This is a genomic window from uncultured Bacteroides sp. (genome assembly GCF_910586915.1).
Taxonomy (GTDB): domain Bacteria; phylum Bacteroidota; class Bacteroidia; order Bacteroidales; family Bacteroidaceae; genus Bacteroides.
In genome coordinates this window covers 1-15,445 of the sequence record NZ_CAJULN010000055.1, presented here as the reverse complement: position 1 = coordinate 15,445, position 15,445 = coordinate 1, and the positions used below count along the sequence as shown (strand labels likewise).

Below are 15,445 nucleotides of genomic sequence, written 5' to 3'. Positions count from 1 at the left end.
AAACATTCGTCTTGATCGCTACTTTCTGCGCTCTCACCACTGTACAGAACATACCAGTCAAGACTATCATCAGAAAAAAAATTGTCCGTTTCATTTCCAATTTTATATTTCAATTTAACTTTAGTCTTTCCTTTTATTTCCCCTTAGTGCTCTCCCTATAGGCCTAGAAAATATACACAAATCGGATTCCCCGTCCTCAAGTGTATGTACACTTTGACACCTCTCTTCCTAAGAGAAGTATCAATGAATTAATAAATAGATTATCTCTTCCTAAGAGATGTATTAACATGGGGCAAAGTTATATAATTTACTGTAAATGACAACATAAATATGAACTTTTTTTTCTTCAATTAATTCAATATCAGCGAATTTGCAGAACATTTGTAATCTATACACTTTTTCAACTAATTCAATACTCGTTGTATTTCAATTAATTAGCGTTTCTATAAAGACTTCAATACCTCTCTTAGGAAGAGAGGTGCCAAAGTATGCATACACATGAGGATAGGGAATCCGTTCGTGTATGGTTTCTGTGCCTATAGGGAAAGCACAAAAAGGGGAATGAAGGTAAAGACTAACATTAAATTGAAATATAAAATTGGAAATGAAACGAACAATTTATTTTCTGATGATAGTTTTGACCGGTATGTTCTGTACAGTGGTGAGAGCGCAGAAAGTAGCGATCAAGACGAATGTTTTGTATGATGCATTTCTGAATGTAAATGCAGGTATTGAGGTAGGCTTGGCTCCTCAATGGACGTTTGATTTGTCTGCTGACTACAATGGCTGGACACTCTCTCACGACCGTAAATGGAAACATTGGCTCTTGCAGCCGGAAGCACGGTATTGGTTCTGCGACCGCTTTGCAGGTCACTTTGTCGGCGCTCATGTCTTAGGCGGACAATACAACGTGGGCAACTTAAGCAACAACATTTCATTTTTAGGTACGGATTTCTCCGTAGTTTCCAATCGGCGCTACCAGGGCTGGTTTGCCGGTGCAGGTGTTGCCTATGGTTATTCGTGGATACTGAACAAGCATTGGAACTTGGAAACAGAGCTTGGTCTGGGTTGGGTTTATACCCGCTACGACGTTTATCCTTGTGCAACTTGCGGCACAAAACTCGAAAAAAACAAATCTCATCATTACGTCGGTCCTACAAAGGCGGCTGTCAATCTGGTATATACATTTTAATAATAGGTAGTGGTTATGCGTACGATGAATAACAGAATAGCTGTAATAGTATGTTGTGGCTTGTTCTCCCTGCTCGGTGTGTTGCCGGCAAAAGGACAGACGATTATGAACGGACAAGTAACGGTGCAGAATCTCTCCGTCTCCCGTTCGGATGATAAACTCTTTATTTCGATGGATATAGACGTTTCCGCCCTAAAGGTGGGAAGTAACCGCGAAGTGGTGCTCACACCGGCTTTGGCAGATGGTGACAATACACTGAGCCTGCCTGCGGTACTGATTGCCGGACGCAACCGATATTACCATCACTTACGCAACGATAAGTCGCGGCCGGAAACAACGATGCTCTACCGTCGCAGCGAAGTGTCGCTCGTAGAATACCGCACGGTGGTTCCTTACGACAAATGGATGAATACTGCCCGACTTGTTACACTGAATGAAATCTGCGGCTGTTGCAGCGAAACGCTTGCAGGCGATAAAGAACCGTTGTTGGCTCTTCAACTCGAACCCAAAGCATTCGCGCCCTCCTTTGTATATATCCGTCCGAAAGCTGAACCGAAAATCAATGTGCTCGAAGGTTCTGCTTATATCGACTTCCCCGTCAACCGTACGGAAATCCATGAGAACTACCGCCGCAATCCGGTGGAACTGCAAAAGATTCTCACCACGATTGATGCTGTGAAGAACGATGTGGACACACGTATCATTGCCCTTAACATCAAAGGATATGCATCGCCCGAAAGCCCGTATTCCAACAACGAACGTTTGGCCAAAGGGCGTACACACACGCTAAAGGAATATGTACGGAAGCAGTATAACTTCCCTGAATCCATCATCTCCACCGACTACGAGCCCGAGGACTGGGCAGGGCTGGAACGTGCCGTGGAAAAATCAGATTTGCAAAACCGCGACGCCATTCTCGCTTTGATTCGCAGCAATATGGAGCCGGATGCCAAAGAGTGGAAAATAAAGAAAACTTATCCGGCAGACTATGCTTGGTTGTTGAAGAATATTTACCCTGGTTTGCGCCACTCGGACTATGCCGTGAAGTATGAAGTGCGTGCATACACGGATGTGGCAGAAATCAAACGCCTGCTAAAGACGCAACCACAAAAGTTGAGCCTCAACGAAATGTATCTCGCCGCACAGGAGATGGAACCGGGCAGCGACGAATACAACGAGACGTTCAGCATCGCCGTGCGTATGTTCCCCAACGATGAAGTTGCTAACCTGAATGCGGCAAACACTGCAATGCGCCTGCGCGACATGAAGAATACGGAACGCTATCTTGCCAAAGCAGGAAATTCGCCGCAAGCTATCTATGCACGCGCAACATATGCTGCTTTGCAAAACGACTTTGATACGGCGAAACAACTGTTTGCCGAAGCAGCCCGTAAAGGTGTGGCGGAAGCCGGAGAAATGTTGAAGCAAATAGAAGAACTGAAGAAATAAAGAACAATAATTTTAAAACTTATATCTTATGAGAATGAAATGTTATAGCAAGTTTTTTGTAGGCATTCTTTCATTAGGATTGCTTGCAGGGTGTAGCAGTGACGAACTGACGGGGAATGAACCCGGTTCCGAACAGAATGGCAGCACGAAAGATGCTGTGTATATGAATGTGGCAGTACAGCTTCCGGTTGCGGGAGCAGGCACGCGAAGTACAACAGAGGAAAACGGTGGTAGTTCTGATGGCAAGGAAGTAGGAAAGGATTACGAAAATGATGTGAAATCTCTTTTATTGGTTTTGGCCGATAAGAACAACAAATTCATCGCCTATGGAGAAGAAGGAGGATTGGACAAGATAACAGAAGGAAAGATTTCTGCGACTCAGAAAATTAGTAAATCTACATTGGCTACTTATTATAACAATGGTGAAAAGACATTAACTCTGGATGAATGTAAAATTTATGTGTATGCATTCTGTAATCCGACTCATGAATTGAAGAATATTATAGAAGGGGTAGCAAATAATAATGGTGAATTTGGAAAAACGGATTGGTATAATGCTGTTGGTTCTGTTATAGAAGCTCCCTCGTCAGGTCAAGACAATGCCGTTTGGGGCGGAGCTGAGCATAAGCAAGGATTCCTGATGTCTACCGCCAACGCAACAAAAGCTTTGAAGCAAATACCTGTCAATTTGAGTGATTGGGATAGTTATACTTCTGTAGACAAGGCATTCAATCTGTCCGGTATGAATAATGCCGGTAGTGATAAAGAAATCAATAATGGTGGTGCTATTCCGGTAGAGCGTGCGGTGGCCCGTTTCGATTTCAAAGATGGAAGTGGTGACAATAACACTTATGTTGTGATAAAAAATAAAGCGGAAGGTGAAGGTGCTACCGAAAAGACTGTAATGAAAATTCAGCTACAGAAAATGGCATTGGTGAATATGAGCAAAGCCTTCTATTATCTTCGCCGTGTTTCTGACAACGGGTTGGCTGAAAATGTTGAAATTGGTGGAACGGAAACAGATGTTAATTACGTGGTAGATACCGATGCGGCTGAGAAATATGATAATAGTATCATTGATAAAAAAGAATATGATAAATATTTCAATTTCTGTTTAGGACACGTAAAAGATAATACTTGGGCTATTGATGTAGACGCACGTAGACAATGGTATACGTCAAATATTTCAGATGTTCTTGGTAATGAAAATGATAATTGGAAAGATAAGAATTACAAGATATGGCGTTATGTTACTGAAAATACCATTCCGGGTGAAGAAATTCAAAAGAATGGTATCAGTACCGGGGTTATATTTAAAGGTAAGATGATAGCAGGTGACGATGCAAACGATTCTTTGGCAGCAGCCCTTGAAAATGCGTCTGGTGATTCTGCTACAGACCCTATCCTTTATTTATACTCTAACAATTTGTATGTGACATGGAAAGAGGTTCGTGCAGCGGCTATTCTGGCTGGAACTACCAGTGAGTTTTATAAAGCTGTTTTTGGAACTCCGAACAACATTACACCAGTAGCGGAAAAAGACGGAGTGGATGCTGTGTATAGTGATGATACTAATAGTCCTGACTATTTGTGGAGCAAATGGCAAATAGAAGATAAAGAAAATACAGAAAAACAATCAGCTTTCAAAAAAGCAGCTACGGCAGCTAAATTCACTATTTATCAGTCAAGCCAGGAAGCAGGAGAGGAACCAGGTTATTATTGCTACTACTTCTATTGGAACCGCCACAACGACAATGGAAATAATGGTGTAATGGGACCAATGGAATTTGGTGTAGTACGTAACAATGTCTATAAACTTGCTGTAACAAAGATTGAACGTCTCGGTCATCCGCGTATATCAGAAAATGACCCTGATCCTGTAGACCCGGATGATCCGGATGAGAAGGGAGATGTATATCTTAAACTTTCCGTTGAAGTACTTCCCTGGGTAGTTCGCGTTAACAACATCGAATTTTAAGAATCAATATGCAAAGTAGCAAACGAAATATAATTTCAAGACTTATGGGTGCGGCGTTCGGCGTCGCATCCATAAGTCTTGCCTTATCTTCGTGCGAACGTATTTACGAAGACCTCGACCCGTGTCCGCACGGCGTATCGTTGCGCTTCATCTACGATTACAATATGGAGTACGCCAACGCTTTTCCAAAGCAAGTGGATTGCCTGACGCTCTATATCTACGACGACAAAGGCAATTATGTAGATACAAAGACTGTGACAGGCACGGAGTTGCAGGACGAAAACTACCGGATGAAAATAGACCTTGACAAAGGGAATTATCATTTCGTCGCCTACGGAGGGCTTGCCTGCGAAGAGAAAACCTTTTCGGTGATTGAAGAACCTGCTACCGGAAGCAAATATACGGATTTGCGGGTGGAGATGGACAAAAACCGCGTGGCAGCCGCTCGTCCGGCAGACCGGAAACTACATGATATGTTTTGGGGCGAACTGTCGCTCGCCACTGCCGACCTCTACAGTCAAGGAGTTGTAGAGATGATGAAGAATACCAACAACATCCGCATCGTATTGCAACAGGTGAATGGAGGAACAGTAAATGCCGATGATTTCGATTTTGAAATTACCGACAATAATTCATTGTTCAACTACGACAACGACCTTCTGACGGAAGGCACTTCTCCCATCCTTTATACTCCGTGGGCTAAAGGGCAGGCACAGACAGGTGTTTCTATTGTAGGTCCCGGTCAGGTAGTGCCCCAACCCGTGGAAGTTGCCTATGCTGAACTCAGCACTTCGCGCCTGATGAAAAAGAACAACCCTCGCCTGGTGGTGAAACGTCACGAAGATGGTAAGGAAGTGATAGACTTCCCGTTGAACGAATACCTTTTGCTGACACGTAGCGAATATTATAAGATGGGCGATCAGGAATATCTGGACCGCGAAAGCCGTTGGACGCTTTTCTTCTTCCTGCAAAACGGAATTTGGCTGAAAACGCGCATTGTAGTAAATAACTGGGTGGTGAGAATCAATAACGCGGAACTTTAAGAGATGAGTAAGACGAAGATTACATATAAGATAGTTGCAATGTTCTGCACCGTGTTGTCCGTGGTAACGCTCTCGGCTTGCGCCGATGATGTGTACAACGAAGGCGGCAGGGAGACGAAACAGGCGACATTGACATTGAAAGTCCAAACACTGGACGCTGATTCGCAAAGCGAGACAGTGAATGAGGAGGCGATGCACAGTCTGCGTATCGTAATCTTGAGCAAAAGTAAGAACGGCTATTGGACGGTAGAATACAATGACTGCTATGATTTTAACAGCATAGGTATCCGTCTTTCCGATGAAAAAGAGTTTGAAGTAGAAGGAGAATTGACCAAACGGGTATATCTGATTGCCAACGAAGCGCAGGTGAAGGATTTGGAAGGAAATAAGATAGACCTGGAACCGAACGAAATGTATCTTCCTGATCATCGTACTGGTATTGCCAGCATCGATCGCGTCAGCTTTTTTCCGCAACAGGCAGATGACCTTGTCCAAACGGGATTGCCCATGACTGCTGTATATGAGTTTGAAATGGGGAAGACATCGGAAGAAAAAGAATGCTACATTGTCAGAACCGTAAGTAAGATTACGTTCAGTTACACCAACAATACGATTCAAATTCCGGAGAACCCGAAACCGGAAGAGGGAGATGTCATTTCTTCCAAGAAGAGAAAAATCAAATTGTTAGGATGGACGTTGGAGAACATTGCCGACCAATCCTATCTGATGCCTTATGTAAACACAGATGCAGAAGGTAAATACCATGTAGTAGATACGGAGCGACAAGAACTCCTGCCGTTGGAAGGCAATTGGATAGATTGGATGAAAAAGGAAACGGAAAAGAATGCCGACACCGACATTGCGCGTTATCAGTGGCTGACAGACAACGAAGTGCCGGAACGGGCTACTCATAGCGTTTATACCCATTGGTATAGCAAGGAAACGAATGCACCAGATGCCCCCGTCATAGAACCGAAAGCTGACGGTGTGGATGAAACGAAGCATACCTATGCAGATGCCCCCGTTGTCTATCTGCCCGAAAGCCGCAATCCCGCATGGCCTGCCAAAGACGAGGAGGAAACAAAAGAAAACCCTTGGGCTGACGAACTGAAATTGCAGCAATACCGCCTTACGGTGATTACAAACGAGTTGGATTTGGACGAGAATGCACCTTTGGATGAAAAAGACCCTGCAAACTGGAAAGCTGCCAGCTATACCGCCATCCTTCCTCAATTATGTTCCCTTTTCCGCAATACGCATGTGAAAGTGAATATCACCTTTAAGGGAGCTGGGCAATTTGCCATATATGCAGAAATTGAGCCGTGGGGAAATGTGAAAGAAAAATTTGAGGGTGAGTTAGTGCCCGACACTAATCCGCCAACCGAAAATTAGCCTACGAAGATAAAGGAGAAAACTATGAACCATAGAGTGAAATATATATTTTTTATCATACTTTCGCTTTTGTGGACAGCCTGTTCCCATGATGCGGAAGAAAGCATACAGCCCATCGACTCAGTGCCGGGACTGCCGGATGGTGCGGTAGGATTTGGTGCAGTTACTAAATCGGGTGCTGTATATACCGAAGATGATTATTTGCACAATACGTTTATCGACGGTGAAAGTTACCTGCGGATATACAATTATACAAGTAACAAACCGGACTTTACGGACGATGCAGATTATAAATGGTATGTATATGACGAACGTTTAAGTGATCTGACCGGCGGGCAGTATAACTTCCGTCCGTTAGAGGGGCGAGGCTTCATGTGGAAGGATGTGAAACTCGAAAACTCCCAATATAGATTCTACGCAATTGTATTCCCTCATTACCATAAATACAGAAATGCGGTTTTTGATGATCAAAGTAAAAAAGAAAATTTCCAAGCTTCCGATATATTAATGGCTTTTCATTCGACTACAGAGTTCGGAAAAAGAATCTCTTTGAAGTTTTGGCATGTACTCGCCATGCTTCGAGTGAAGGTGTGTGTGCCCAAGTATGACCGAAGCACCAATACCGGGTTCGAAAAAGGAGCTCTTTACAACATTGCTCTATCCGATTTGTATACCAGTTTTACAATTGAGTATACTCAAACCTTGCCATCAGGTAGTGCTCCTCCTGTGACTCCTCAAACAGGAGATACTGCCCCGAAAGCGGATATCAAGATGTTTGCCTTGTACGACACGGAAAAGCTCTCTTCCGGTATAGAAGAAGAGACAATAAACGGTCGCGATTGTTATGTTTATTCTTTTGCTGCAATATTGCCTGTGCAACAGATTGCCGATAATAAAATATTGCTGCGTCTTAATTTGAAGACAGTAGACGGCTTGAATAAAAGTTATCGGTATAACCCTGTAAATCACAACATCAGTTTCGAAGCCGGAAAAATCACCGATTTGAAACTGACTTTCAAAGAAGAATCAAACGAGGCTTTCTTGATAAAAGCAGAAATCAAACCGTGGGAACAAGCAGAAACCGATATGAGTTTGGAAAAAGAAGAGACAGAAGCGTGAACAAGTTAATGATGAAAAAAGAATGAAGTACAATACCTACATATTATATAGTATTCTTTCGGTCATGTTTTTGCCGGTCATTGCCGTATCGTGTGCCGACCACACAGCAGCAACCGATGGCATCGAAGCCGAAGGGAACTTTCGTATTCGTGCCACCATCAGCGATGATGTATTGGCACGTGGTTTGAATGTGGGAACAGTTGCGGAAAGTGATAGCGCCGGATATCGTTTTTCTTATCCTGTCCAAAGCACATATTCCACTGTACCTTGTACATTCGCTAGTAGTACCGGACTTGTGGCTGCCGCTGACGGTCATTTCCTGACATGGGCAGATATAGCATACATGGAAAACTATACGTTTCTTCTGGATAATGTGCCGTATGATAATAACGGGAGCGAAGAATTCTATGGAGTACAGTTTTCCGATACAGAAAAGAAACTTTATGCAGCGGGCATAGACGATAAGGATGCTACCAACGATATTGTGTGGGGACAATGCAAGATTAGTGACCGCAAATCAGTCGAATTAAAATTCGATTTGTATCACCGCATGACCCGCCTTTCGGTTCATGTGACATCCAATGATGGGGAGGAACTGAAAAACGCTTCAGTGGAACTGACCGAGGTAGTGTTGCGTCCGGAAAACTTCAACAGGCTCACGGGGCAAATAGGTATTGCCGACACTCCCGACTATACCTCCATCATGTTGAGAGAAAACACCCCCGAATGGGAATCAGAGCTTGTATCCGGAGATGGCACTACCGCTTCGAATTACGTATACAAGACAGCACCTTTCATTTTCCCTCCCCAACGGTTGCAGGAGGGAGAGAAAAGACCACGCTTGCGAATCAGCATGAAAGAAAACGGCGAACAGGTGACATATTCAGCACCCTTGCCCATAGCTCTGACCGTGACAGATGCTAACGGTGTGACCTCGTCTATGCAACTGTCTCGCCTGACGGCTGGACAACACTTGACACTGAATGTCACCTTGCTGCGCGACGGTCAGAAACCGAAATTGGAATTTCGCCCGGCAGTGGTGGAACGCTGGAAAGACATAGGGACTTATCCCATAGTTGCTAACAAGGCAGGTATCTACGATCTATCCGACTTGCCGAAACTTATTGAGGCTTACAATAATTTGAAGGCTGACGCGAACAACGACAAGGCGCTCCGCGAAGTGAAAAGATATGGAACGGAAAAAGATGGTAAATGGACATTCAATCTGTTTGCCAACCTGGAGTTTGCCGATGATGAATTGACAACTTTGTTCTGTGACAGTGACTTTACGTTTGCAATGTATGGACATTCCATTACAATAGGCGACACGGAGTATAAGGACAACGCCATAGAGGATTTGGTTGACAGATTGACCCAGCAACAGCCATAACTCCATACGAGAAGAATGAAAAGTCAACAAGAACTACCATGAATGAAAGGAAATATATATGAAAAACTTTTGGAATCATATTATATATATGGCAGGACTGTTGCTGGTAGCAACCTCCTGTTCCCACGAAGAAAAATCGTCCTCTGAAGTATCGCAAGGATTGAGAATCACCGCTTCTTTGCGTTCAATGCATTCGAGAGCTATCGGTGGCGCAGATATGACGAACGAGCAAGGCTTTAAAGAGAATGACGTAATCGGACTTTTTTCATCCGGAGGCAATTTGGATGAAAACAATGGTCCCTTTGTGAATATCCCGATGAAATTCGATTATTCTTCGGGCAAGGCATGTGTATTTGTGAATCCGGACGTTAATGCGGATGTCAACAGCTTAGGAAAGATATATCTCTATTATCCCTATCGAGAAGGTATTGAGAAAGAGGGAGGGGTATCTATTATTGACCAAGAAAACAATCGTGTTTTTGATTGCCTGCATGCAACGGATGATTGGGGAGAAGGGTATCGATTTTACCACTCTTTCTGTCGATTGAAAATAAAGTGCGGAGAAGGATTCGAGCAAACGGATAAAATGCCGGACGGAAAGCAGAAAATTACAGTCTATCTTGACAAGCCTGCCGATAAGATGTGCATCATTGACAACCCGGCAAACGCTCCCAACAAACCATTCAAATTATTGGGAGACAAGAAAGAGTTTGCAACATGGGAAGAAGCCGGTATTTATACTGTTATTCTTCCTTGCCTTCAACCGTGGCAGGTATCAGGACTTGATTTCATAAAAGTCGACTACATCACCCTCTACGACAACACCGGAACTCTTCAAAAGTTATATTTACCTCATGATATATTCGAACTGGTAGACGAATCTCAAAACCCCATCCATGAAGAATGGGGCTCTCTAAAACCAGGGAATATCTTCTCATTTACCATTCAGATGGAAAACTTGAAACCTGTGGTGCGCGGAGGAGATATTCAGTCATGGGAAAAATATGACGATATTACGATCAAACGGGAACATAAAATCAATGAAATCGGACAGTTGAAAGACTGGATACTGCAATATAATAATTTTGTCAAAGAATATCCTGATGTGTCCCTAAGGCCTTCTTCAAAAGAAATAGAAGACACCAAGCATCCGTTGTTGAGTTATGGCGACTATGCTAATCAAAGATGGAATTTTTATTTAGGAGAAGATTTAGATTGCTCCGACCCTGCTTTTAAGGAATCTATTTCGGCATATATCACCCATCTATGCGATACATTGAGCGGTGCCAACCACACGCTGAGTAATCTTTCGTTGAAGGGCAACGGTAGCACCGGATTTATCGGCACCATTAGCGACGGTGGTTGCATTCAAGATGTGCGTTTTTCGTCTTTCTCCATCCAAAATTCAGGAACAACCGGTGCCCTGTGTGGAACAATCGCCGCACGAATGACAGGAGGTACTGTCACCAATTGTCGGGTAGCGGGCATTTCCATACGTTGCACTTCCGATGTATTCACGGGGACATTTGCCGGAGAAATGACAGGTGGAGCCGTAGAGCACTGCACCTTTCAAGGAGCCATCATGGGCGGGCAATCCGATGCTGTGGGAATATACAAAGGGATAGTGGGCAAGAACCCTTCCGGCAGCACGCTGCCGAAAGTCGAGAGTGTCGATGTGACAAATGTGATTATAACAACCTCTAAATAATCTGATGAATCAATGAACATGATAAGGAAATATCTATATCGGCTGGTGCCGGCACTTTGCATGGTATGCGCATTGTCGGCATGTACTGCGGAAGACGACTCCGAATCCCCGTCTTCCGGACGTTCCGAGGGCTTGGTGGTGGGATTCACGGCGCAGTATGCCGCCGATGAATTTCCAACAAGAGCCACCGAAGGGAAAACGAATTTTGAGGATGGCGACGTCATACACATTACAGCACAATTCTACGTGGGCGAAGCCAACCAGGGAATTGAGGGCACGCCACAAGGCACACCGCAATATTGTGCCTACCGATACGTGAAAGGAGATTGGATATCTATGATGAACAATCACGAAATCACTTGGCCATACGCCTGCGACTACGGGATGTTCACTGCCTATTATGTCTCTCAAGCCGACGGTCCCATCAGTGATGAGAGTGGAGCCAGCACTTCATGTATGCTCAGCGACATAGCCGAAGTGGGAACGTCGGACAATACCGTGCCGTTGAAGGCAGGTCCGGTGCCATTCAACTTCGGACACACGGTGAATCTCACCTTTACCCATCTCTGTGCCCGCCTGTCCGTCACCCAATTGGATGCGAGCACCGTCAGCGAGTATTGGCTCACCAAGCCGGACGACAGCGGTTTTCATAATGCATACCGCTTGAAACGTAGCCCGCAGAAGGGAGTGGAGATAGAATGGCAGTCATTACCCACGGAAGGATACGAAAAATATGGTACTTATATCGCCCGTTCGCAGGACACGAAAGTACCCGATGAATACGGCAGAACCGTTACGTTCTATTTGGAGCCGGGAGTTTCTTTTTCGGGGTGTAAACTCGGTTATCGCTACAATCGCAATTATCTTACGCTTAACTCCGAAAAGCTCAGTAAACTGGAGTCTAACCATTCCTACCGGCTCAACATCACACAGGATACAGGAATTGTATATGATGACCCCGACGATGGCGGATGGAGTCATCCGGACGACAGTACGAAAGCCCACAAACTTATCAACATTCCCGGATTTCTAACGGCAGCGGGAAAAGGAGACGACTTTACCGATGAAGACGGTACACAAATACTTCAACAGACGGGTACAGGAATCATCCTGCTCAAAGATCTTGACTTTAGCGGCAGAGACCCGTTGAGCGACAACGATTTTCCGGAAACACATTTGGATGCGCTTTGCAATTTGATTACTTCCGTCACTTTCGATGGCGATTTCCACTATATCTATAATGCCGTTCGTCCCATCTTCAACGAGATTCAGGGACGGTTGTACAATTTAGGTATCAGCAATACCAAAAGAAAAGGAGAGGTACATCTTGGCACACCGGGATATGGAGGATTGTCACGTTCGGTAACAGCGAGTGGTACCATCAGTAATGTGCGTATCAGTAACTTGGACCTTGAACTCGAATTGGTAACAGGAGTCTATTCTATTGGTTGTGTGACGGGTAATAATAATGGAACGGTGTCCGATATCAAAGTAAGAGGACAAATCAATATCAATGCCGCCATGAAGAATCCCGGTGGGACAATTGAAAGCGAAATATTCATCGGAGGCATCATCGGACAAAATCTAGGGACTCTGTCCGGTTGTTCCGTCTTTACCACAGGAGATGGCGACACTACTTCCACATGCATCAATATCATTAATTCGTGTGTAAGCACACTGTCGATGTCTACAGGAGGAATTGTCGGTTTTTCATCCAACCATATTGAGAACGTTACCTTAGCAGTGAATGTGGATGCAGGGCTGTCTACAGCTTCGGAGAATTACACGGGAGGAATGGCAGGACGTCTGCGGCGTTTGACAGGAGAAACGACTCGAAAGGATTTCAAAAATATATCCGTAGAGGGTAGCGTAAAAGGTGGTCAAGGTGTAGCGACAACAGGAAGCGGAAAATCGTTTACCGGAGGGATTACCGGACGTTTGTTCAATTTCTATATAGATAATTGCAATTCATTGTGCGATGTAGAAGGTTGGAACGGAGACATTAGTCCTAATGTCCGCTACGCTACCGGAGGTGCTTTCGGATGTATTGCCACATCGGATGTAGACGAATTGGTATTCAATACCAATTGGTATGGAAACACTCTTAGCGGGCGGGCAAACGAGCCGGATAAAGATTGCTATTTAGGTACCTTCTCGGGCATCATTCCCATACACCGTACGGACGAAGGTTATAAAGGAAATGGTAACAATGCAAGAGACCGCGATGGCATCTCGTTTTCGGGAGCGAACGTAGCAGATACATCGACCAATGAAGGTTTGCCAAATGAAACAAGATAAATACAAAGATATGAACATACAAGAAAAACTGTTTCGTATATTATTGTCGGTGATGTGCATGACTTTGTTTGCTGCCTGCACCGATAGTGAGGAATCACAAGATGGATTCTCCCGTACGTCAGAAATTGCTTTTGGCGGTGCGGTACAGACTATTGTTACCACGCGTGCCGCTGATAGCAGTGAGCCTGCCATCGATTTAATCAGTTCCGAAAACGATTATGGTGCCATCCATATCCATACGTATGTTGAAGATGATGCTACAACAGTGCCCGATGATTTCCGGACCGACGGAGTGTATGTCACCTCTCAGGGAGGTACTGCCGGTAGGTTGGAACCTAAAGACGACAACCAAAAACTGGAGTGGCATACCACGACCGCTTCTCACTATTTTCAAGCGTGGAACGTTCCCGACGGTGTAACAATGAACGACGCTGGGAAAAGCATAATGACAGGTAAGGTAAATTTTGCTCCGAAGAACGAAGATCTGGATAATAATACTCATGTAAACAAAAAAAACAACATCGCTCTAGAGAAATTCATCGGTGCACAGGAAGGTGCAGTGAGCTATCGCACGAATGGAAGTTATGTGGAATTGGTTTTCCGCCATTTGGTCAGTAAAATAACAGTAAACTCAGTGAGACGGCTAAAGACGGACGGAGGCTCATCCCCTTTGGGAGATGTGAAAATTATATTTCCCGATATGCCTCGCTATGCTACATTCTCTACCGGAATAGACACTAACGGAAACATTACGGCAGCTCCCACAGTGACAGCAAATAAAGATGAAGAGAGAGGATTAAGTTTCAACGCCACATCGCGCATATTTCCGAAGAATGATAGCCGGAATGATCATTATTCCTTTTATTTGCCGCCATTCAGATTTGAAGACTATGGAGAGTTCATTATAGAAGCTTATGAATGGCATCCGGATAAGATTGATGGAGCAGGAAATGTTATTGAAAAAGGTTATCTGGAAGAATGCGGACCATACTACGGGCATCTAAGGGATTTACCTTTGACAGAATTAAAAGCAGGTGAGCACATTGCATTGTCACTTCAAGTGAGAGATGGGCAAGTGTTTGGTATGAGCACGATGATTTTGGGATGGACGGAACTTCCTGACAGGACATCCGGACATTCACCGAAGCATAAAGGAATTTATAATGAGGATGACATGAGACGGATGTATGATTATATTAAACTACTTAAGGAGGGAAAACAACCGGATGATTCTCTAATAGAAAATCTATATACCGTAGAGACCGATGAAAATGGCAAAGAAGTAAAAGTTTTCCGGCTATATGATGATATAGATTTGAAGAGCTATAATGCTTGGATAGGATGGCTTGGGAATATGCCTGACGGTTATATCTTTAATGGAATGGGACATAATATTATTTCGTATGTTCAAAATGATGGGCAGATTATCAATTTATTTGATAAAGGGGCATCAAATGTCAAAGACTTGTATATAGATGGGGAAAAATATTCGTCATAGAGGAATATACACGTAGTTTTGTTGTTATGATTATCCGCTATTTTCCCTCTCTGTATGAGCGATTTGTAGCGCATATATATCCTACTTCCACCGCATATATGTCCTGTTTCCAGCATCTATATGTCCTACTTCTACCATCTATATCTCCTGAAGCCAGCATATATAGATGCTGTAACAAGCTGAATATTAGGCTATAATTTTTTTGGTTAGTAGTTAGGGGAAGATAGCGGATAATCATATTGCTGTTTATAAGTTTGGATGTCCTTGTGTTTGTTAGGGTAATTGTTAATACTTGCCTAATATTCATATAGTTACTGAGTTGTTTTTTTGCATTTCCAACAATTTTGTTTACTTTTGTGTTAAACAACGTATCAGTAT

General features: G+C 43.9%; 11 protein-coding genes. 10 read left to right on the top strand and 1 reads right to left on the bottom strand.

Annotation, left to right across the window (positions count from 1 at the left end):
* Positions 1-604 precede the first annotated feature (604 nt).
* From QZ331_RS13165 to QZ331_RS13120, 10 genes are read left to right on the top strand one after another with little or no spacing between them, the layout of a single operon-like run.
* Positions 605-1,192 carry a DUF3575 domain-containing protein gene (locus QZ331_RS13165; protein ID WP_294631037.1) on the top strand — a complete coding sequence of 196 codons (588 nt, stop codon included), beginning with the start codon at positions 605-607 and terminating at the stop codon, positions 1,190-1,192.
* A gap of 24 nt (positions 1,193-1,216) precedes the next feature.
* On the top strand, positions 1,217-2,641 hold the full coding sequence (locus QZ331_RS13160) for a DUF3868 domain-containing protein (RefSeq protein WP_294631039.1): 1,425 nt from the start codon (positions 1,217-1,219) through the stop codon (positions 2,639-2,641).
* A gap of 28 nt (positions 2,642-2,669) precedes the next feature.
* Positions 2,670-4,619 (top strand): Mfa1 family fimbria major subunit, encoded by a 1,950-nt coding sequence (locus tag QZ331_RS13155; RefSeq protein WP_294631035.1) that lies wholly within the window; start codon positions 2,670-2,672, stop codon positions 4,617-4,619.
* Between the two features lie 44 nt (positions 4,620-4,663).
* On the top strand, positions 4,664-5,662 hold the full coding sequence (locus tag QZ331_RS13150) for a FimB/Mfa2 family fimbrial subunit (RefSeq protein WP_294631033.1): 999 nt from the start codon (positions 4,664-4,666) through the stop codon (positions 5,660-5,662).
* 3 nt (positions 5,663-5,665) lie between these two features.
* Entirely contained in the window at positions 5,666-7,054 is a 1,389-nt protein-coding gene (locus QZ331_RS13145) for a hypothetical protein (protein ID WP_294631031.1), read from the top strand.
* Between the two features lie 36 nt (positions 7,055-7,090).
* Positions 7,091-8,173 (top strand): hypothetical protein, encoded by a 1,083-nt coding sequence (locus QZ331_RS13140; RefSeq protein ID WP_294631029.1) that lies wholly within the window; start codon positions 7,091-7,093, stop codon positions 8,171-8,173.
* Between the two features lie 22 nt (positions 8,174-8,195).
* Positions 8,196-9,563, top strand: coding sequence for a fimbrillin family protein (locus tag QZ331_RS13135; RefSeq protein ID WP_294631028.1), 1,368 nt, complete (start codon positions 8,196-8,198; stop codon positions 9,561-9,563).
* 58 nt (positions 9,564-9,621) lie between these two features.
* Positions 9,622-11,271, top strand: coding sequence for a fimbrillin family protein (locus tag QZ331_RS13130; RefSeq protein ID WP_294631026.1), 1,650 nt, complete (start codon positions 9,622-9,624; stop codon positions 11,269-11,271).
* Between the two features lie 12 nt (positions 11,272-11,283).
* Positions 11,284-13,569, top strand: coding sequence for a fimbrillin family protein (locus QZ331_RS13125; protein ID WP_294631024.1), 2,286 nt, complete (start codon positions 11,284-11,286; stop codon positions 13,567-13,569).
* Positions 13,556-15,067: a hypothetical protein gene (locus QZ331_RS13120; protein ID WP_294631023.1), complete on the top strand. Its 1,512-nt coding sequence runs from the start codon at positions 13,556-13,558 to the stop codon at positions 15,065-15,067. The genes QZ331_RS13125 and QZ331_RS13120 overlap by 14 nt, the downstream gene beginning before the upstream one ends.
* A gap of 37 nt (positions 15,068-15,104) precedes the next feature.
* On the opposite strand, the gene QZ331_RS13115 is transcribed toward QZ331_RS13120, so the two are convergent.
* Positions 15,105-15,445 (bottom strand): hypothetical protein (locus QZ331_RS13115; RefSeq protein ID WP_294631022.1); only part of this gene is annotated, 341 nt, incomplete at its 5' end.